This is a genomic window from Sphingobacterium thalpophilum, assembly GCF_901482695.1.
Lineage (GTDB): Bacteria > Bacteroidota > Bacteroidia > Sphingobacteriales > Sphingobacteriaceae > Sphingobacterium > Sphingobacterium thalpophilum.
This window is the reverse complement of record NZ_LR590484.1, coordinates 3,244,364-3,265,198: the sequence shown is the minus strand read 5'-3', so window position 1 is coordinate 3,265,198 and position 20,835 is coordinate 3,244,364. Positions and strand designations below refer to the sequence as shown.

The following is a 20,835-nucleotide window of genomic DNA, read 5'->3' as shown; positions in this document are numbered from 1 at the left end:
GTTATCGGTATAATTTCTCCCATTCAGGATTTTGTTTCAAATTTGGGTTTAACTGGATATCTTCAATCGGGATCGGTGCATAGTAATCGCGTTTTTCATCAAACTTACCCCGTTGATAAAAGGGATCAAGTGAGCCTTTATTGGCGTTCTGGGTATTTGAAATAGGGTCCCAAAGTGTCCGCTGATTGATATTGATCAATGTGGTCACCGTACCCGGTGCACCTGATGTATTGCCTGTATGGACATACACATCGGCCTTGCCATCCCCTGTAAAATCATAGGCTCCAACGCCGGGAAAATAAACCCCGACAATAGGCTGATTGAGTTTAGATCCGGCCTTCCAGCGCATTAAGTCATCCCAGCGCTGCCCTTCGTTGAACAATTCGATCCGTCTTTCGCGCCGTATTTCCAGCAGAACGCCCCTGAATGCACCAGCATCGACATTGGGATACATGGCCAGCAAATAAGGATCGGGGTTAGCATTCGCTTCAGCGAGGGATAGCATCGGCATGCCCGCACGGCTACGCAGCTTATTGACCGTCAGGTCGAGGTCACTTTGGCTGATGGTCCCAAGTTCGGCTTTCGCTTCGGCATGGATCAGCAGTGCCTCCGCATAACGGAATAAGATGACATCAAAATAGGAGGCCGATACGCCCCATTGCAATTTATCAGGCAACGCCTTGATCAGACGGTAGCCTGTCGTGGTGATCGTCAAGTTGACAGGCTCATTTGCTGTTTCTCCATTAGCACGGAAGTCTGGCCCTGCAGTTGTCTGTGTAAGCCTTGGATCTCTATTTTGCATTTCCTGATAGAACTCCATGGTCTTGTAACCCGATCTATCGGTAAAGCGGCTCCCATCCTTCATCAGATAGCTATTGATCATATCTTTGGCGATACCGTAGGCTCCTGAAGTTGCTGAGGTAAAGGAATAGCCAAGGCCATGAACACGCATACCCAGTTCAAAATCAATGGCAAGAATAGTCTCCACCTGATCCTGATTATTGCGGGCGAACAGATTCCGATAGGCTTGATCTGCTCCCCCCTGGCTGTACAAGGTATAGGCTCCACTATTCATCAGTTCGGCCGATGCGCTGACCGCCTCATTCAGGAACTTTTCATGTCCCGCGATCTGATGGTATTTTCTAAATGTTCCTTCAAAGAGCGCCACCCTGGCTTTCAGCAGCAGTGCCGTGTATTTGGTGATCAAGTTAAGCTGTTTTTCGGCTGGTATATTTTCGATCGCATAGTCCAGGTCAGCCATAATGGAATCCATCACCAGCTGCCGTGAGTCCCTGGCCTTGAAAAGGTCTTCATCTTTGGCGCTCAGCACCTTTCCATACCAAGGTACGTCACCAAAAGTTTTCACCTTATCGTAATAAAAATTTGCTCTAAAAAAACGGGCTATGCCACTGTATTTTTTTTGTGCCGCAGCGTCGGGAACTTTATGATAGTTGGCCAGAAAATAATTGATCTTGCGCAACTGGCTCCAGGACCAACCGCCCGAGCCGCTTCCCACGGGGACAGTTCGATTGCCCTTGATCCGGTCGGCCACCGTGAGGGGGATCATATTGTCCGAACTCCCATCGTTTGTATACCAGGATTCATTGGGCAGAAAGGTGTAAAAATCATTGGTGGCAACCTCCAGATCCTTTGCTGTATTGAAAAAATAGGGTGCTTCCACCTGGTCCTCCGAAGGACGGTCCAAATAATCTTTCTGACAAGCTGCCAGCGATAGTAAGATCAACAGACCAAGTAGTTTATAGGTGTTTGTTGTAAGTTTCATTATCATTGCGTTGTCGAGTATTAAAGCGTAAGCATTAAACCAAAAGAATAGGTTTTACCCATGGGATAGTCCCGCAGCAGCCCCCGCTCCGAGGAGTCCGCAGGATCATTGGCACTTGCGGGCGAATTATAATTGATCATTGCACCTGCCTGTTCGGGATCTATATACTTGGTCAGATTGCCAAAGTTCCAGGTCAACAGATTCTCGCCACTGAAGTAAAACCGCAGTTTTTCAACTTTATAGCGCCGTGTCCATTGCTGTGGCAGGGTGTAGCCCAACGTAAAATTTTTCATCCGCAGGAACCCGACATTGGTCAGGTAATAATCGTTCAATTCATATAGCGACCTTCCGCTCTGCAAGGACGAGTATCCCCGATAGATCTGTGGATACCTATTCGCTTTCTTGTCCGGAGTCCATGCATTATCTACCAGGTCTTTACGTACAAAGGAAAGATATGGCCGCTGATAGGAACCCCAGTATAAATCCCCTGTCGGGTACCAATCTTGTTTGGCAACACCGGCAAATGCCGCCGAGAGATCAAAATTATTCCAGGAAGCACTCATATTGATACCAAATGGAAATTTCGGCATGGCATTGCCAATGGGTTTAATATCACCGTGGTTGGCAAGCGTGTTGTCGCCTTTGTCGATACGGCCATCACCATTGAGATCTACGTATTTCACATCGCCACCGCGCAACATATTCCACTCACTATTTTGCGATACACTCAGAATATCGTTATATACTTTAGAGAGGGACAATTGCGGGTCCTGGAAACTATTCTGGTAGCTCAATGCCTCCGCGTCGGACTGAAACTGTCCGTCGATATGGTATCCCCAGATCTGCCCCAGTACCTGTCCTTCGTAATAGGAACTCAACAAGCCCTGTGGATTATTATATTTCGTAATGATCCCTTTAAAATTGGTGGTATTCACAGCGATGTTGAAGCGAAAGGGTGAACCGGCAAGGTCAAACTTGTCCTGGTAGCTTACCCCCACTTCAAAACCTTTATTACGCAAAGCAGCGTAGTTTTCACGGGGTTCATTAGCTCCAAATACTGCTGGAAGCGGCTGTCCCGGGAGATACATGCCTTCGACATCTTTCTGATACCAGTCAAAATTGACATTTAGCTTGTTCTGGATCAGTCCAAGATCAACACCGAAGTCAATGCTTTTGGTCCGTTCCCAGGTGACGACGTTCGGCAATGGTGCCGGCGTACTTGCCCCAATAAGACGGGAGCCCCCATTTAGCCAGGCCAACTGCTGCACGGTCATCAATTCCTTAAAGGTATTGACCCCTACAGTCTGGTTGCCGAGCTTGCCATACGAAGCTCTGAGCTTTAAGGTAGGTATAGTGCCTTTGATCGATTCCCAAAAGTGCTCACGATCCAGCTGCCAACCTAATGAAACTGAGGGGAAAAATCCCCATCGGCTCCCGCTAGGAAACCGTGATGAACCATCATACCGTGAATTTATTTCCAGCAGGTATTTATTGTCGTAGGCATAATTAAAACGGCCAAATACGCCCTGAATAGCCCAATTTTCAGCTGTGCCGCTCAGGCTGTACATGGAAGTCCCCAGCGCCAGGTTGGAAAGATCCTCGATCAGCAGGTCGTCCATGGCTCCGGCGATACGGTCCCGGTCAAAGGATTCCTGATTGTAGCCCACCAATAATTTGAACTGATGCTTCTGCGCCACATTTTTTTCGTAGGTCGCAAACAGGTTCATCGCGTTATACTTGTCTTTCCAGCGGTATTCTGTCAGACGGTTGAGGCCGGCAGTTGTATAATTGAGTTTGTTGCCCGAGTAGTAACTGAAGGGGTTGAGGCGTGTGCTCCGTGAAAAGTTTTCGATACGGTTGCTATAATCAAAATTTACCTGTAGGCCTTTCAATGGCTTGAGCAGGACACGGAAGGTATTGGTAAACTCTTCACTATTGCGTACCTCCCAGCTTTTTCCCGATTCCAGCCCTGCATTGGCTCCCTGACCGCCAGTACCCACACCGATATCCGTTGGAATACCATCGACAAAATTAGGGTAAAAAGGCATCAGATTATACCAGGTCGTCGTACTCCAAAGCCCCCCCAGACCATTGCTGTAGCCTCCATATTCTTTATCCTTTTCGTTGATGAACTGCGTATTGTTTGAAATTTCCAACCAGCTGTTGGGTGTGAATACCAAATTGGATTTCATATTCTGGCGGTCCATATTCGCATCGTCATTGATATTATTGATCGTTTCGCGTTTAAATACACGGCCGGAGAGATAGGCTTTCAACTTTTCACTGCCACCTGAAATGGCGATATTATGGAAGTTGGAGGGCTGATATTTTTTAAATAGGTAATCCCACCAGTTGGTCTTATAGAAAAACTTATAGGTTCCGTCTGCCTGCTTCTCATGAAAGGGCGCAATCTCCCCTGCAGCTACCATTTTGATCGCTTCCCAGTCCATTGCATTGTAACGTGTATAGGAACTGCCGTTATAACCATACAGTGCAGCATCTACTGTTTTCCCGTAGACATAGGGATCGGAGATATAGTCGGTACGGGAGGCCGGTGTAGTCCAGGCAAAATTATTGACATAATCCACCTTCACTGTCCCTGCCTTTCCTTTTTTTGTGGTCACCAAGATGACACCAAAAGCACCACGGGCTCCATAAATGGCCGCCGAAGCGGCATCTTTCAGCACAGAAACACTTTCAATATCATTGGGGTTGACCCGAGTAATATTCCCTTCGATCCCGTCGATCAATACCAGCGGGCCGCCCTCGTTGATGGAATTGAATCCCCGCACATTGATATCGGGTGTCTTGGATGGATCTCCGTTGTTGAGCTGGATATTCAGGCCGGGCATAAGTCCCTGGAGCGTACCTGCAATGTTCGCACTTGGTCGTAGCGCGATATCATCCGCATTGACCTGCGACACGGCACCCGTCAGATTGGCTTTTTTCTGCACACCATATCCCACGACGACCACTTCTTCCATTGCATTGATGGCAGGCTTCATGGTCACATGCAAGGTTGACTGCTGTGCCAGCGCCATTTCCAGCGGCTCATAGCCAACCATCGTAAATACAAGTATGGCATCACGGCTGCTGACCTGGATCTGAAAGCTGCCATCCTCGCGACTGAGCGTTTTCTCCTTTTTGCCTTTTTCACTGATAGTAACATTGTCCAACGGCCGGCCCTGCTCGTCTTTGACAAACCCTTTGACCGGGTACAGCTGCGGAGCCTCCGTAGCCGACGCCTGGCCAACAGCCTGATCCGTTCTTTTGTTCAAGACAATATTTTTATCCGCTTTGACATAAGATAACTGCAGCTGGGCCAATAGATCTTTCAAGGCTTCTTCAAAAGAGATATTGTGGTAGCTGACGCTGATACGGTCGTCTTTTGCGATCAGCGATTCGTTGTAAAAAATGTTGTATCCACTTTGCTTCTGCAGTTCTTTCAGGACCGCACTCACCTTTACATTGTTCCGCTTCAGATTGACGGTCTGGCCAAATGAAAATGCGTGCAGCTGTAAATTGGCAGCGAACAAGAGAGGAATTGCTAATGACAATTTCATAGAAATTGGTATTTTCTGGGATCTTACCTGACATAATAGGGTCGGTCCGATCAATTTTTTTTTATTAAATTGCATTCGGTTGAGATAAAATTTAACGGTTTTACTATTCATCCATGTCGAGAAAAAGACAAAACTTTCAGGGGCGTTGGCGCGCTCCTGATTGTTATATATGCTTCCCTTCTCATCAGCGTTAGTTTAGCACATATATCCTCCTTCCTTTACGTTCGAAATGTACGCCACCGGCGAAAGCAATTGTTTTCAATAGTTTATCGATATTTTCATAGCGGGAGATAGTCCCCGAGAAGTGCTGTCCCTGCAGCTTGTCTCCGTAACTGATCTCGACATCATACCAGCGAGCTACCTCGTCCATGACCGTTTGAATGGATGCATTATCAAAGGCGAAATTTCCATTTTTCCAGGCAAGGCTATAGAACGGATCCACTTGCTCCTTTTTCACATTCCTGCGACTTTTATCGAAAACGACCTGATCATTGGGCGCAAGGACTTGTTCTTTTAGGGCAGCATCGGCAAAAGAGAGCTTGACTTTCCCTTCTACCAACGTGGTAACGATGTGATCACCAAAACTCTTGATGTTAAAGTGTGTTCCCAGGACCTCGAGTGTCTGTCCTCCACTTTGCACAATAAAAGGTACCCTTTTGCCTTTAACATCCATTTTAGCCACTTCAAAATAAGCTTCCCCTTCGAGCTGCACCGACCGCAGCTTCGCATCAAATTTTACGGGATATTTGATCTTACTGCCTGCATTGAGCTGCACAAGACTTCCGTCAGCCATCCTGAGCGTATATTCCCCGCCCCGGGGCGTAATGATGGTGTTGTAGACGACGCTACTTGCCTGTGACCTGCTGTCCTTGAGCCGATAGCTGATTTGACCTTTATTATCTTTGGTAATCAAATATTCCCCTTGGTCAAGTACCGTATCCGCACGGAGCAAACTGAGATCGATCTGTTTTCCATCTTCAAGTATGATCATGGCTTTATCTGAGCCCGGTACGATCGACACCTTAGACAGCTGCTCTTTCGGTTGTGTTTCCTCGGTATAAAAGTTGTAGTAGCCCCATAGCACTGCACCGCATAACGCAAGAAAGACTGCCGCAACCTGCCACCAATTTCTCCTGAAATTAAAATGTCCATCTGTGGTCCTTTGGGGAGTAGATGCCGATGTTGCAATTCGGGGATCGGCCAATATATTTTCCAGCATCCGGTGCGGATCAGGGTATGCTGCGGGCTGTACCGGGTACGAGTTCTCCCGCCAGACTTTCTCCCAAACCTGAAGAAATACGGGATCATCCATTAATTCCTGAAGCTGTGCCCGTTCTTCTTTACTGGCTTGATCAGCAAGATATTTGCGTATTAATTGGCTGTATTGTTCAATTTGGTTCATTCCTTTGGATCGATTTCAACTACATAATCGCGCGAACCCTGAAAAAGTACCAATAGAAAAATATTTTTTTTTTGAAAAGGATTATAGATGCCGTTTTTTACCCCCCGGGATTGCTAAATGGGCTAATAAAAAATCGAATGCAAACTCAAGCTGCTTACAAAAAAAAGATAGACAGGATTTTGTCCAGCTTGAACCGGACAAATTTCGAGGCGAGGCTGAGGTGATTGCGCACCGTATTTTTGGAGAGTCCTTCCTCATCGGCAATTTCCTGATAAGATTGGTCTTCAAACTTGCTCCGTCGGTAAATTGCCTGCTGCTGTGGCGGCAGTTGTTCAATAATGGATTCTAGGATGACCTGTAGCTCTTTGCCCTCCAATTCATCCTGCAGCGAAAAGGAATTTTCAAGCCAGGTGTGCTGAAGCGACTGCAGATAATTGGACCGGACCAGCGATTTGCGGAAATTGGATATGGCCATTCTTTTTGAAATAGCAAATAGAAAGGGGAAAATGGCTTCCGGACCGGAAAGCTGCATTCTTTTTAAATAAAATTCAATGAAAACTTCCTGTGTGACCTCCTCTGCATCACTATCGTTTTTACAGAGCTGCCTGACTTTAAAATAGATAATCGGCTGATAATAATTAAACACAACACCAAAAACAGACTGATCCCCAGCTTGTAATAAGAGGAAATCATCCATTGAAATGGAAATATGTTTCAGCCCAGCGATCATGAATTCGGTATATTTAATTGATGCAAATTAACCTAACAGATGTTAATTTCATATAAAATTAACATTAATATCCATAATATCGAGCTTTGTCGCGCTATAAAAAAAACAGAGCTTTCCAGCTACATTGATTGCTGTCACTGCTTGAAATAAGGCTGAACTTTCACATTTCACTGGTATTAAATTAAGATAATGTATAGTGCTAGCCCCTTATTATATTCCGATTGATTCTCTCTTTTTGACTGATACGTTTTATTTTTTCATGGAACAAAAAAAATCACGCTATTAAAACTATTTCAAAGTAGCCGTTGTTCTTACTATACAAAACGGCTACAAGCTCCTTTCGAAAGAAAGGTTCAACATAAAATTGGCGTCGTACAGTGAAAATCCAATAGTATTCAAACACATTGGATGACGAAACAAAAAAGAGGAAACGATAAGAAACATAAAAATTACTGTACAGAACAACGCTAAGAGAAAGGGTCTGATCAACATCAGGCCCTTTTGACGTAAAAAAGCCACATCTCCGGATGTGGCTCTACAACATATATATTTGACTAAACGCTCAGTTATTTATACGAGTGGATTGATCTCGAAACCTTCCAGCTGTCACCTTCGCGCACCAAAGTCACCAGGTCGGTCTTGGTGAAATTTTCAAATTTCAACGTTACTTTAGCGACCATATAATCTGCAGACTCTTCGAGGATATCGGTGGCCACTTTACAGTCCAGCTTCTCTCCTTTTTGCTTTTTGAAGAAGTTAACAACCGCACTACGTCCGTTGGTAGCTGCGTTAGCCTTCTGGCTGAAATCTGCAGCAAATAGCTGCTCCACACCTGCCGTCTCGCCTTCGGTGGTGACCGCAACATAGTGGTCAAGGGCGAAGTCTGCCGTAGAAAGGTTAACGTTTGCTTTTGCGGACTTTGAACCGGGTCCTTCAGCGGCCATAGTGAATGTGGATACTGCGATCAGGGCTGCTGCTGCGAATGTTTTTACTAGAGTTGTCATAATGTCTTTATTTTATATTGTTAGTTTCTTGTTTTTTTTCTAATTGTCGTAAGGAGATCGATTTGTTGCATCATTTCCTTGTAGATTCTGAATCAAAATTACGACACAATACGCCCACAGCCCATGGGTTTTAGACCAACGGACGGGAAAACTCGGTAAACAGTGGAAATGGGGAGGTGAACATGGTCCAAACTTGGACCGAGGTATCAACAGGTCATCTGGAAAACGGAAGAAGTCGAGGGATTGAAAGATCAGTTATAACAATTCAGCCAATGCGATAATCCCTTCTTCCAGATCTTTTTCAGAAAGAGAACCATAGCCTAGCCGGATACCGTGTATAGTTTCACCAAAACTATAGGCATCTGGTGTGATAATTTTTATTCCTTTATTTTTTAGTTTCGTATCAATCTGCTGCCAGTTCACTGGTTTTTCGGGTACGACCCAAAATGCCAGACCACCTTCGGGAATGGTAAATCTGGCTTTGTCTTTGAGGTGTTTTGCCAGGAGGCTGGTTGCGAAATCTTTTTTGGCTTTATAGTGATTTGTTGCCTTTCTGATATGTCGTTTTAATGTACCGTCTTTGATGAGCTGCAAGACAGCCTGTTCCATAATGTTGTCACCCTGCACATCAATAATTTTACGCAGATCGCCTACTTGTTCAATCAAATCGCTATTGTTGCTGGCTAAATAACCGATACGCAGGGCAGGTGCGACAACTTTACTCATTGTTCCGATGTAAACATAATTTTTTAGCTCCGGGAAACTTGATAAAGGTAATATGGGGCGATACCCAAAATGAAATTCATTATCATAATCATCTTCTATGACCGTGAAACCATATTCGTTGGAAAGCCGTATCAGTTCCAGTCTTCTTTTTAGGCTCAATGTTACCGTAGTCGGGTATTGGCGGTGTGGCGTAACGTAAATAGCCTTTATCTTTTTACCGGATTTTAGATAATTCGTCACATCGGCCATCAGCAAACCATCTTTGTCCACATTTATCGGCAAGAGCCTCGCTCCTGCATGTTCAAATGCTTTCCAGGCTGGTTTATATCCGGGGTTTTCTATCATCACATAATCCCCTTCGGTAAACAGGCATTGAGCTGTGAGGTACATGGCCATTTGACTGCCCCGGGTGAGGCAAATATTTTGTTCACTGATCTGCATCCCTCTTTGGTGATTGAGCATTTGAACAATTGCCTTGCGAAACTCAAGATCACCATATTCATCGCCGTAACCCATCATCTGCCACTTTGCTTTTTGGTTGAAAATCTGCCGATAAGCCCTTGCCAGTTCCGTAACAGGAGCGATTTTACTGTTGGGGTGACCATCGTCAAACTGTAAATGATAATGCTTGTTTTCTGTGCTCTCTGCGTTCGCAATTATCTCCTTGTTATCATGCACGTCTTTAAAATCGGGCAAGGTATCGGCAACAAATGTACCTTTCCTTTCTTTAGAAATCAGCCAGCCTTCAATCAGCAGAACATTAAGGGCTTCCACAACCGTATTACGATTGACTTTTAATAGTTGTGCCAGATGTCTGCTTCCGGGCAAAACTTCGCCGGTCTTTAACCTTCCCGAATGGATATCTTTTATAAGGGCGTCGGCAATTTGCAGGTAAACGGCTTTGTCCGACCTTTCATCTAACTGTATTTCGAATTTCCAATCTCTTAACATCTGGACTATCTATTATTACAAAAACTGCATCATCATGCCAGTCCAAAGATACGATATTTTTGTAGTGCAATAGTGCAAAAGATCATTAAATAAATTCAATTATGGCAAAATTAGAAGCAGCTACAGCAGTAAAGAAATCAATTCATGAGGAACAAAAGCAATTCAGCTCTAAAGACTTTCATCAGACCTTTGCTAGACCAACCTATGTAAAGCCCTCACACGTCATTCACAAGAATGTTGAAAACGCTGGTGTGCACAACCAGTTTTCGGCAGAAAGAAAACACCCTGTATTCTTCGTTGACCTGCCGAGTAAAAATGTAAGTATGACCATCGGTGGTTTATTGCCGGAACAGAAAACACATCTGCATCGCCACACGTATGAAACTGTATTGTATGTGCTCGAAGGCAAGGGCTGGACAAAAGTTGAAGATGAAATTGTCGAATGGGAAGCAGGTGATGCTGTTTACATTCCGTCCTGGGCATGGCATCAGCACCAGAATTTGAGTGACAGCGAACCGGCCAAATATATCGCCTGCGAAAATGCTCCTCAACTCCAGAACCTTGGTGTAGCATTGCGTGAGGAAGAGGGCAGAGATTTTTAACTTTTAAAATAAGATCATAAAATGAATAATGTACCATTAAAAGGGGTAATAGCCTATCCAATTACACCGTTCGACAACAACGAGCAAATCAATATTCCTTTATTCAAAAAACAGGTAGAGCGCTTGGTGACAGCGGGTGTCCATGGTATCGCCCCTCTTGGAAGCACAGGCGTAATGCCTTACTTGAATGATTCCGAAAAAGAAGCTATAACCGAAGCAACAATGCAACAGGTAGCAGGTAGAATACCTACATTGGTGGGTGTTTCGAACCTTACGACGGAACGAACAGTCTACCACGCAAAATTCGCCGAAAAAGCAGGTGCATCCGCCATCATGATAATCCCGATGAGTTATTGGAAATTAACTGATGACGAAATTGTGAAACACTATGACGAAGTAGCGTCCAAAATTTCTATTCCTATTATGGCGTACAACAATCCGGCTACGGGCGGTGTGGATATGTCGCCTGCATTGTTGAAGCGTTTACTGGAAATTCCGAACGTAACGATGATAAAGGAGAGCACCGGTGATATCCAGCGGATGTATTACCTAAGAAAGGAATTAGGTGAAGACGTTGCTTTCTTTAACGGTTCCAACCCGCTGGCATTAGCCGCACTGTCCGCTGGTGCACGGGGCTGGTGCACAGCGGCGCCCAACCTGATACCTGAACTGAATTTAGCCCTCTACGATGCCATACAGCAAAACGATCTGGATAAAGCGAGAACTATATTCTACAAACAGGTTGATCTGTTGAAATTCATGGTGGCCAAGGGCTTGCCACGTTCCATTAAAGCGGGTCTTGATTTGCTGGAAATAGGAGGCGGAGGCCTTAAAAGCCCTATCAAACCACTTAGTGAACGTGAAATAGCGGAATTGGATGGCATACTTTCGGCCATAGAAAACGAAGTTTATCAAAGTTAAATCTCTAAAAACAAAGCAAAATGAAAAAGGCTATTTTTTATCATGCAGGTTGTCCCGTCTGTGTAAGTGCAGAACAGGATATTTTAAGTTTCATTCCCGAAAATCAGGTTGAAGTAATCCATTTGGGAGAAGATAAAGCCAAAGTAAACGATGCTGAAAAGGCTGGTGTGCGATCTGTTCCGGCATTGGTATTGGCGAATGGAAATGTATTACACATCAACTTCGGCGCTTCAATTGAAGATTTGAAGTAGTTGATTATAAAGCCCGGAAGCAACACTAACTTTCGGGTTTTATGCTTTCCTAAATAATTTATAATGAAATACAATGAGTCAAAAACAAGCAAGTAACTCCGCTGACATAAAGGATCAGCTACGCGACACTGTGAAAGTGACCCTGACTTTAAACGGGTCGACCACTCATATTTTATGGAACAGGCAGATACCGTTACTCGATGCCCTGTTAAATGCGGGTATACATGTACCGAATTCCTGCTGTAGAGGTACCTGTGGCACGTGTATCTGTAAATTGGAAGAGGGAGAAATACGGTTAAAGCGAAATTTCGTATTGTCCGAAACACATCTCCAACAAGGACTGATACTGGCCTGTGTGGCCGCTCCAGTAAGTCAAAGCATTACGATAAACTACGATGAATTCTAACGTAATGCAATGACAGGTGTGGGGTCCAGCTATAGCAGCCTGGCCTACGGGCTTTAGACCAACACTACCGCGCTTTAAACAATTTAGGTACAAAAAGGGTAAGATAATCCCGCCAGTTGGCCCAAATGTGTCCGCCTTCACTTTCATGATATTCGTAAGGCATATTGAGCTGATCCAACGTGGCCCTATATTGTTTTATTTCGTTGTAAAGAAAATCGGTTTTGCCCATGGCAATCCAGTAAAGGTGATAACCGTTTTCTTTTTGGCGCGTCAGGCTTTCATTTAAATTTTGGTAAAACTCAGGCAACTGTTCTGACCTTGGCATCACTGCGGCTGAAAACAAGCCCATATAGCCAAACGTATTGGGATAGTGTCTGGAAATATGAAGGGTATGAAAACCGCCCATGGAAAGTCCTGCAATGGCGGTGTAGTCTTTCCCTTTTTTCACGCGGTAATTACTGTTAATAAAATCCAACACATCTCCAAAAGTCTTTTCCATTTGGCCGTCCATAGTGTGTGGCAGGGCCATCGTCGGTTTATAAAATCCTTTATCCGATTGTCCGGGTGCAGCTTGCTGAAAAACATTACCGTTGGTCATGACGACAATCATTGGCTCGGCTTTTCCCTGGGCAATGAGATTGTCCATAATTTGTGATGCTCTACCTAGATCCATCCATGCTTCTTCATCTCCTCCCATGCCATGCAACAGATAGAGAACAGGGTAATCTTTTCCACTCGTTTCATATCCTGCAGGTGTATAAACCGTCATTCTTCTTTTCATTTTATTGCCGGGAGAGTCATACCAACGCTTGGCGACGGTACCATGCGCCACGTTGTTTACCGAATAGTTGTCCGCCTTCCCACCGCCCACAATAAAGACGTTGAAAATGGAGCTTACATCCCGAATGAGGTATACGTTGTTGGGATCGGTAGTTTTAACGCCATCGATAATTACATTATAACTATACAACTCCGAAGGCAGCGGAGGGCTGGTCAGCGTCCAGATGCTATCTTTCCCCTTGGTCATCGTTTTGGGGATAATATTCCACCCTTCTCGGGGCATCCAGTCGCCGGAGAGTTCCACTTTTTGGGCATTGGGAGCAAAGACCCTAAATGTCACTGAGTTGTCTTTGTGGATTTCCGGTGAAATGATTTCTTGCGGATTAAAAAGCGCCTGCTGTGCCAAGAGTGGCAACTGAATCAAAAGAAATAAAACGATAAAAAGGTTTTTCATGCGTCAGAAGTTTTATGTGTTGAAATAGTAAACAAGTTCCTTTCTCTAAAATAATCATTTTTGTTCATTCTATTTCTTTTTTCCTCCTATTTAAATGTTCTTGGCTACTTAAAGCCCCGCATACCAAAAACACCATATTGATTGGTGAAAGAAGAAATAAACCGGAATGAGAAGGTGAAGGTTTGAGTGACACAATAAACAAAAAATCCGCTAAATAATAGCGAATAATAAATGAACCCACGCGAATACTAAACGGCCAAAATCAAGTCGTTTCTTGTCCTTATTTTCATACCAGATAATTAAAATATGCCCTCAGCGGTATATATGGTTAAACTAAAAACATTAAAAAAATGAAAAAATTAATGATGAGCTTGGTAGCCGTAGCTGCGCTAACCACTACAGCCTTTGCCGGTACGGAAGCAAAAGACACCAAAGAAAATGCTAATGCAAAAACAGCCACTTACGACCTGGCCAAAACCAAAGCGGAGGTTAAAGTTGCAGAAAAAAAGGAGTCCAAAGACATGCTAACAAAATGTGTTTACGTGCTACATGTTTACAATAGCAGCGGCCAGGTGGTAAACACCTATACATCGGAGACCTATGTAGAAAATTCATGCACAGGATTCTTCGGAACCTGCAAACTGATGTACAGACATATGCTTGCCAATAACGAGCTGTAGTCTGAGCAGTAAATGTTATTCGAATACAATTTTAAAAATTTAAGCGAGGCTCAGGCCTCGCTTTCTTCAATCCAACGATCATGTACAGATATTCTCTATTCTTTGTATTCTTATTGGCCATGACGGTTACGTATGGCCAAAAACTAAAAGCGGTGTACGAATACCTGCCATCACCTATGGCTACTTTTCGGGAGGAGGTTTATTTTCAGGACGGCGTGAAGACTGCTGTTCGCGATTCGCTGCCACTGCCCAAACCTCAAGCTGCCGACAACAGCGACGAGGATGAGCTGAGCGGCAGCATGTCCCTTACGCTGGATATGGGCAAAGTCTACCGGAACATCGTTATCCAAAAAAACAATGTACCTCAATTGCTCGAAACCTGCTCGCTCAAAGGCAGCAACTACCTGATCAGCGACGAATTTCCGCCCCTCGTCTGGAATACTAACTATAAGGATGTAGATACCTTGGGCAAGCATATATGCCACAAAGCTACAGCCGCCTACCGTGGGACTACACTGGTCGCCTACTATACCAACGATATTCCCGTACCTGCTGGGCCTTATAAATTTGGTGGTCTGCCCGGCCTTATCGTCATGCTATACAACGAAGGGGCCAACCCCAATTATTGGCTGCTCAAAGAAATTGAGTACCCCTACACTGGCAATGTACCTGTCAACGAAAAATACATGCAGTCGCTGCCCAAGCTCAGCCTGGAGAGCTACATAAAAAAAGTAGATCTTGAAACGGAAGAGCGAATGCGCATGATGATGAGCAAAATGCCGGTGATGGAAGGTGTAACCGTGGAACGCCAAAAAGTTCGTGGCAGTGTCGAACAGGTATATGAGTGGGAAAAAAATTAAGCGTATAGCTGGTTGGCTTGGCCTATGCCTACTGCCCTTATTTGCAGGGGCACAGGTCAATATACATGGCAGGGTTACGGTCAAGGGTGAAGCGCTGCGCGGTGTGCGCATCGATCTGCGCCTTGCGGCAGATTCGCAGATGCTGGCCTACACCTTTAGCAACGCCGAGGGAAATTACCATCTGCAAACCCTGCAACGTGGAAAATTCATACTGCAGTTCAAAGCGCTTAGCTATGAACCGCTTAGCCTGGCCATTGAACCGGTGCGAGCTGATACGCTTATCGATGTGCACATGCAGGCCGGCGGTGTGCAGCGTTTACAGGAAGTGCTTATACATGCCAAGCAGCCCTACCGGCATGGCCGGGACACCATCGAATTGGTGGCAAAGTCTTTTCTGCAGGGTGATGAGCGCAACGTGGAAGACCTGCTGCGCAAAATTCCCGGAATCAACGTAGGCACCGATGGCAGCATCAAGATCGGCAACAAAGAGGTGGAAAAGGTCATGGTAGAGGGCGATGACTTTTTTGAAAAGGGCTACCGCCTGCTTACGCAAAATATGAGCGTGCAACCGCTGGAGAAAATTCAGGTACTGCAGCGCTATTCCAATAACAAACAACTGAAAGGCATCGAAAACTCCGATAAGGTCGCTCTTAATCTGCAACTGAAAGCGGATAGCAAAAGCCAATGGCTGGGCTCGGTCGGGCTGCAGGGCTCACCAATTGGTGCCAAATATTACCAGGCCAGCGCCAACCTCATGAATTTTGGCAAGCGCAACAAATATTACCTACTGGCCAGCGCCAACAATAATGGCTACGATGCTGTAAGCAGCATCAACCACCTGATTCAGTCCGGCCCGGCCAACGAACCCGGTCAAATCGGTCAAGACGTAAGTACACCGACACTTATTGACAATACGCCCAACCTGCCCGGTTTCGACTATCGACGCACGAATTTCAACAATGACAAGCTCATATCATTAAATACCATTTTGAATCCTACGCCGGCAATCAAAATCAAATGGCTGGGCTTTGCCAACCCCACAAAAAAGTCGTTTTATCGCCATACGGTGCAGGAGTACAATCTACCAGACATTCAGTTTACCACCACTGAAAACTATGCTTTTGCCCGTAAAATCGACAATTATTTCACCAAACTGGAGCTGCAGTACGAACCCGCCACTCATACCACACTTAGCTACACCGGTACACTGGGTTCGTTGAACACCAATGAGGTGGGCAAACTGCTTTTTAATAATACAGCCAGCCTAGAATCCACCAAAAACAAAGGCTACCTAACTAATCACAACCTGACGTACAGCCGTAAACTGTCGCCACGCAAAGCCCTGGTCAGCTCGATACGTTTTATCAGCCAGCAGTCGCCGGTTGATTACAGCATCAATCCATATTATTATGAAGATCTTTTTGGTCCTGACCCAGTGAGCGAGGTGCAACAGCATATAGACAACAAACTGCGTTATCTGGGGGCGACCACACATTATGTAAGCCGGCAACAGAATGGCAATTTCTTCGAGCTGGGATTGAGCTCAACCTATCAACAGCAGGAGCTCAACGGCCAGTTGCGGCTACTCCCCAGCCCCGAAGCAGAGCAGAAGACGGTGGTGTACCCCCCCAAATTTGCCAACGACATGACCCTACGTTTGTTTCAGACGAACCTTGTTTCGAAATACACGGTAAAGCGTCGCGTCTGGGAGGTGACGCCACGTCTGCAAGTGGGCGCGTTATACAGCAGACTGATTAACTTTGAGGTTCAAAAACACAAAAACGACCTATTACTCTCGCCGGGTGTATCAGGCAAATGGACTGTACACCGTAAGGGGCGACTGGAAGCCGATTTGTTTTTTCAACAGCAGAACGCCAAACTCACCGACCTGATACCCAACTATTACACCACAGGTGTGCGCAATTTTATAAAGGGAATGGATAACTTAGCAACGCTGAGCAGTTCGGGTGGATCGCTCCTCTATACCTATGGCAATATGACCGACCGCTTTTTTGCCAACCTGCAAATCGGGCATCAGATCCTGTTGGACTATATTGGAACGGAAAGCGACCTTAACCCCAATTTTAACCTCGTGCAACAGCTTTTGCTGAAAAATAAAACGATGACTTCTGCGAAAGCGGAGCTGAACTATTTTCTGAGACCTTTCAACGGAAATGTACGCTTGGATATCGGCTTCAACACCGTGGATTATGAAAACTTGGTCGTCGGCCTGGGTCGCAGGCAAATCCGCACAGACCGTTACGACTATGGGCTTTCGTTCAGAAGCTCCTGGAAATCCAGCTTCAACATATATACAGGGTATAGCTTGCAGACCAGCAGCTACCGCATGGAAGGTGTGACAAACAGCTTGACAAATAGCCAGGCTTTTTTGAATCTCTTTTTGCGCTGTAACGACAATCTGCAGATCAGCCTCAAAAACGAATCTTATCGCTTTGGCGCCATGCCCGACCAAAAAAAACAAACGTACTACTTTTCGGATTTTTCGCTGTTTTATGACCTCAAAAAATACCGGACCCGTTTTGATATAACGGCCAAAAATATCTTGAACACCCGTTCTTTCAGAAACACGCTGCTCACAGACATCTCGCGTTCCACCACGGAGTACCGGCTCCTGCCCCGGTACATAAGCTTTGGCGTAGATTATAATTTCTAAGGACCTTTGCTACAAAAATAATAGCACATCGAAGGACTTCTAAAAAAAAGCATGCTTTGGTAAGCTAAATGGGGCGTGAGACCAATAAATAAATGTTATTTTTAACCATAGTAATCGCAGCGTTCAGAATGGGAACGAAACTGATAAACGAAAAGAATTACTCCCGCACTGAACACTAAACTTTTGGATAATTATGGATTTATCAAGGAGAGCACAAATCATTTTAGCTAAATTACAGGACCACAATACCAAGCTTGGCGATATACGGATCATTGCAAAAGATTTAAAAAAAGACCATGAATTAGCCATGGAACTTTGGTCGTCCAACTTCTTTTTTGCTCAGCAATTGGCCATCTTAATTATGGACAAAAAATATCTAAGCGAAGATGTTATTGACAAACTGATCAACGACATGAATCGACATAGCGAGAAGGAGAAGCTACAACTAGTGGACTGGTTAATGGCCAACCAGCTCACCAAAGACAAAAAGACAATCGCTGTAATCGAACTGTGGAAAGACAGTCCCAATTCACTTAAAAGGCGAATTTATTGGTATTATCAGGCGCGCTTACGCTGGATGGGCAAACCACAAGCAGGTAGTGAAATATTGTTATCAGCTATTGAGAAACAAATTGAAAACGAAGAGCCTCACGTACAATGGGCAATGAATTTTACAGCAGGCTGGATTGGCGTTTACGAAAAAAACTATCGAAATCGCTGCATCGCTCTCGGAGAAAAAACAGGTTTGTATAAAGGTAAAATGGTGTCAAAAGGCTGCACCCCGGAATATTTACCCGAGTTTATCGCAATAGAAAGTAACAAAAGGAATTTATAACCTTTTGACGTAAAAAAGCCACATCTCACGACGTGGCTTTACACTAAACTTATAAACATATGATTCACTAGTGGTCAGTCTTCGGCTGTGCTGACCGACCACTAGTCGTTGTGTTCTATCTGTAAGCGTTGATCGAACGCGATACCTTCCAGCTATCATCTTCACGTACCAAAGTAACTAAGTCGGTCTTGGTGAAATTTTCAAATTTCATAGTCACTTTAGCCACCATAAAATCAGCTGACTCTTCAATGATATCCGTACTCACTTCGCAGTTCAGTTTCTCTCCTTTTTGTTTTTTAAAGAATTTCACCACCGCATCACGGTGATGAGTAGTGGCGTTGGCTTTGTGGCTGAAATCTCCGGTAAACAGCTGCTCAACGCCTGCTGACTCACCTGTGGTAGTGACCGCAATATAGTGCTCAAGGGCAAAGTCTGCTGTAGACAGATTGACGTTTGCCTTAACTGATTTTGTACCGGGGCCCTCAGCTGCCATAGCGAATGTGGATACTGCGATCAGGGCTGCTGCTGCGAATGTTTTTACTAGCGTTGTCATAATGTCTTTATTTTTTTGTATTAGTACTTATTCTTATTTGTTGATTCAAAACTACAACACAAACAGCCCCTAGCCCATGGGCTTTAGACCAATGGGCATGAAAACTCGGTGAACGGGGGAAATGGGGAGGTGAAGCTGAGTAATGTACAGGAGAGTTGGCATTTCCGCTTTTAATACCTTCACTTATTTGGAGTTTGTCGATGTATTTTGCAAGCAGAATATTTTACCTTTTCAAAGTAAAATCAGGAGCAATTTGGGGTGCTATATTATGCCATGCAGCGTTTAACCTGAGCATGATCTATTGTATATTTTATCTGTTGTGAAATAATTAGTGTATTGCTGACCTAAAAAAAATGAAAAAAAATCATTCTGATAAAACTATTTCCAGACTGCAGCTGTTCTTACAATAGAATGAAGCCAATAGCTGCCTTTCGCAAGAAAGGACCGACATAAAAATTGGCGTCGTACAGTAAAAATCCAATAGTTTTTAAAAGCATTGGATGACGAAACATAAAAGAGGAAACAATAGGAAACATAAAAATTACTGTACAGAACAACGCTAAGAGAAAGGGTCTGATAACATCAGGCCCTTTTGACGTAAAAAGCCACGCCTACCAATCTAAGGAGTCGATCCAGTTGCAGGTAGAAACCGAAACTGACGCTCTACCTTCAACACCTTGGGATAATTCGGAAATAATTACTACTTTTAAATGGGCAGAAAATCCATAAAAGCGGTCAATTTTCAATCCACAACCACTGAACTGTCGTACACAAATATCTTTAAATTATTTATCAAAACAATTAAAAAGAATCTCACCCAAAAATGGCCTAGCTTATACACTTAAATATCAAAGCCAACGCAAAAATACGGATGAGATATTGAAATTAATTCCCAAACATTGATTTGTTCATTCAGGATGTATTTATTAAAATTTCAGACTTTTTCATCTGTAATAGGATGTTAGTTATAGGAATGGATTGACCTGGACGCCTTCCAGTTGCCGTCTGCATACACCAGTGTCACAAGGTCTGTCATACTGAAGTGTTCAAATGTCAGTACAATTTTTGCAATCATACAATCTGTTGATTTTTCAACGATCTTGATATTCACTTTGCAGTTCAGAATTTCTCCTTTTTGTTTTTTTAAAGACTTAACAAGGGCATTACGTCCATAGGTGTGCGCATGGGAAGCTTGAATCGTCTGCTTAAAATCTGTGGCAAACAACTGCTCCACGCCCGCAGATTGTCCCTTTGTCGTCACAGCGATATAATGGCCAAGGGCAAAGTCTGCAGTGGACAGATTAATGCTTACTTTCCCGGATTTAATCTCGGGATCTCGGGCGGCCATAACGGATGTGGATACGGCAAATAGCGCTGTGGCTGCTAATGTCTTTATAAGTGCTTTCATAACGATTTTATTTAATATTGTGTTAGTTTATTTAATTGCTGATTCAAAACTACGGGTCATCCTACCGTTATTTGCTGCGCTTTAGGCCAACGATCGGAACAACTCGGCCAATGATGGAAATAAAAAGGTAAAGTTTCATTTCCCCACGCTACTTGTTCCTAGGAAAGCGTTCGTAAAGAATATAATGACCCATTTTATCAGCTGCGTGCCAAATAGTATACCAGTTGGCACAAAATCGTTGATTGTGCCCTC

Annotated in this window: 17 protein-coding genes; 8 read left to right on the top strand and 9 right to left on the bottom strand. The window is 44.3% G+C overall.

The window, feature by feature from the left end; all coding sequences use genetic code 11:
* Window position 1: 1 nt before the first annotated feature.
* The 6 genes from FGL37_RS13535 to pdxR form a co-directional block, all read right to left on the bottom strand.
* Window positions 2-1,783 (bottom strand): RagB/SusD family nutrient uptake outer membrane protein, encoded by a 1,782-nt coding sequence (locus FGL37_RS13535; protein ID WP_028072204.1) that lies wholly within the window; start codon window positions 1,781-1,783, stop codon window positions 2-4.
* Window positions 1,784-1,803: 20 nt separating this feature from the next.
* Window positions 1,804-5,346: a TonB-dependent receptor gene (locus tag FGL37_RS13530; RefSeq protein ID WP_028072205.1), complete on the bottom strand. Its 3,543-nt coding sequence runs from the start codon at window positions 5,344-5,346 to the stop codon at window positions 1,804-1,806.
* A 190-nt stretch (window positions 5,347-5,536) separates the two neighbouring features.
* Window positions 5,537-6,748: a FecR family protein gene (locus FGL37_RS13525; protein WP_051607348.1), complete on the bottom strand. Its 1,212-nt coding sequence runs from the start codon at window positions 6,746-6,748 to the stop codon at window positions 5,537-5,539.
* Window positions 6,749-6,902: 154 nt separating this feature from the next.
* Window positions 6,903-7,445, bottom strand: coding sequence for an RNA polymerase sigma factor (locus FGL37_RS13520; RefSeq protein WP_160169556.1), 543 nt, complete (start codon window positions 7,443-7,445; stop codon window positions 6,903-6,905).
* Between the two features lie 599 nt (window positions 7,446-8,044).
* Window positions 8,045-8,482 carry a nuclear transport factor 2 family protein gene (locus tag FGL37_RS13515; RefSeq protein ID WP_138096834.1) on the bottom strand — a complete coding sequence of 146 codons (438 nt, stop codon included), beginning with the start codon at window positions 8,480-8,482 and terminating at the stop codon, window positions 8,045-8,047.
* Window positions 8,483-8,737: 255 nt separating this feature from the next.
* Window positions 8,738-10,159, bottom strand: coding sequence for a MocR-like pyridoxine biosynthesis transcription factor PdxR (pdxR, locus tag FGL37_RS13510; protein ID WP_028072207.1), 1,422 nt, complete (start codon window positions 10,157-10,159; stop codon window positions 8,738-8,740).
* Between the two features lie 101 nt (window positions 10,160-10,260).
* Here pdxR and FGL37_RS13505 point away from each other — a divergent pair, with 101 nt between their 5' ends.
* The 4 genes from FGL37_RS13505 to FGL37_RS13490 all read left to right on the top strand — a co-directional run bounded on the left by FGL37_RS13505 (window position 10,261) and on the right by FGL37_RS13490 (window position 12,339).
* Entirely contained in the window at window positions 10,261-10,761 is a 501-nt protein-coding gene (locus tag FGL37_RS13505; RefSeq protein WP_037534515.1) for a cupin domain-containing protein, read from the top strand.
* A 21-nt stretch (window positions 10,762-10,782) separates the two neighbouring features.
* On the top strand, window positions 10,783-11,682 hold the full coding sequence (locus FGL37_RS13500) for a dihydrodipicolinate synthase family protein (protein WP_028072209.1): 900 nt from the start codon (window positions 10,783-10,785) through the stop codon (window positions 11,680-11,682).
* Window positions 11,683-11,702: 20 nt separating this feature from the next.
* A complete protein-coding gene (locus FGL37_RS13495; protein ID WP_028072210.1) occupies window positions 11,703-11,933 on the top strand; it encodes a thioredoxin domain-containing protein in 231 nt (76 codons plus the stop codon).
* Between the two features lie 73 nt (window positions 11,934-12,006).
* Window positions 12,007-12,339 carry a 2Fe-2S iron-sulfur cluster-binding protein gene (locus tag FGL37_RS13490; RefSeq protein WP_028072211.1) on the top strand — a complete coding sequence of 111 codons (333 nt, stop codon included), beginning with the start codon at window positions 12,007-12,009 and terminating at the stop codon, window positions 12,337-12,339.
* 64 nt (window positions 12,340-12,403) lie between these two features.
* On the opposite strand, the gene FGL37_RS13485 is transcribed toward FGL37_RS13490, so the two are convergent.
* Window positions 12,404-13,573 carry an esterase gene (locus FGL37_RS13485; RefSeq protein WP_028072212.1) on the bottom strand — a complete coding sequence of 390 codons (1,170 nt, stop codon included), beginning with the start codon at window positions 13,571-13,573 and terminating at the stop codon, window positions 12,404-12,406.
* Window positions 13,574-13,923: 350 nt separating this feature from the next.
* Here FGL37_RS13485 and FGL37_RS13480 point away from each other — a divergent pair, with 350 nt between their 5' ends.
* From FGL37_RS13480 to FGL37_RS13465, 4 genes are all read left to right on the top strand, one after another.
* Entirely contained in the window at window positions 13,924-14,253 is a 330-nt protein-coding gene (locus FGL37_RS13480) for a hypothetical protein (protein WP_028072213.1), read from the top strand.
* 80 nt (window positions 14,254-14,333) lie between these two features.
* On the top strand, window positions 14,334-15,113 hold the full coding sequence (locus FGL37_RS13475; RefSeq protein ID WP_081818019.1) for a GLPGLI family protein: 780 nt from the start codon (window positions 14,334-14,336) through the stop codon (window positions 15,111-15,113).
* Window positions 15,094-17,787, top strand: a complete 2,694-nt coding sequence (locus FGL37_RS13470; protein ID WP_028072215.1) for a peptidase associated/transthyretin-like domain-containing protein — start codon at window positions 15,094-15,096, stop codon at window positions 17,785-17,787. Before FGL37_RS13475 ends, FGL37_RS13470 begins: the two co-directional genes overlap by 20 nt.
* Before the next feature lie 193 nt (window positions 17,788-17,980).
* Window positions 17,981-18,622, top strand: coding sequence for a DNA alkylation repair protein (locus FGL37_RS13465; RefSeq protein WP_028072216.1), 642 nt, complete (start codon window positions 17,981-17,983; stop codon window positions 18,620-18,622).
* 115 nt (window positions 18,623-18,737) lie between these two features.
* On the opposite strand, the gene FGL37_RS13460 is transcribed toward FGL37_RS13465, so the two are convergent.
* The gene (locus FGL37_RS13460) at window positions 18,738-19,175 is read right to left on the bottom strand and encodes a nuclear transport factor 2 family protein (RefSeq protein WP_028072217.1); all 438 of its coding nucleotides are present in this window, start codon (window positions 19,173-19,175) and stop codon (window positions 18,738-18,740) included.
* Between the two features lie 961 nt (window positions 19,176-20,136).
* Window positions 20,137-20,583: a nuclear transport factor 2 family protein gene (locus FGL37_RS13455; RefSeq protein WP_028072218.1), complete on the bottom strand. Its 447-nt coding sequence runs from the start codon at window positions 20,581-20,583 to the stop codon at window positions 20,137-20,139.
* Window positions 20,584-20,835: the final 252 nt, after the last annotated feature.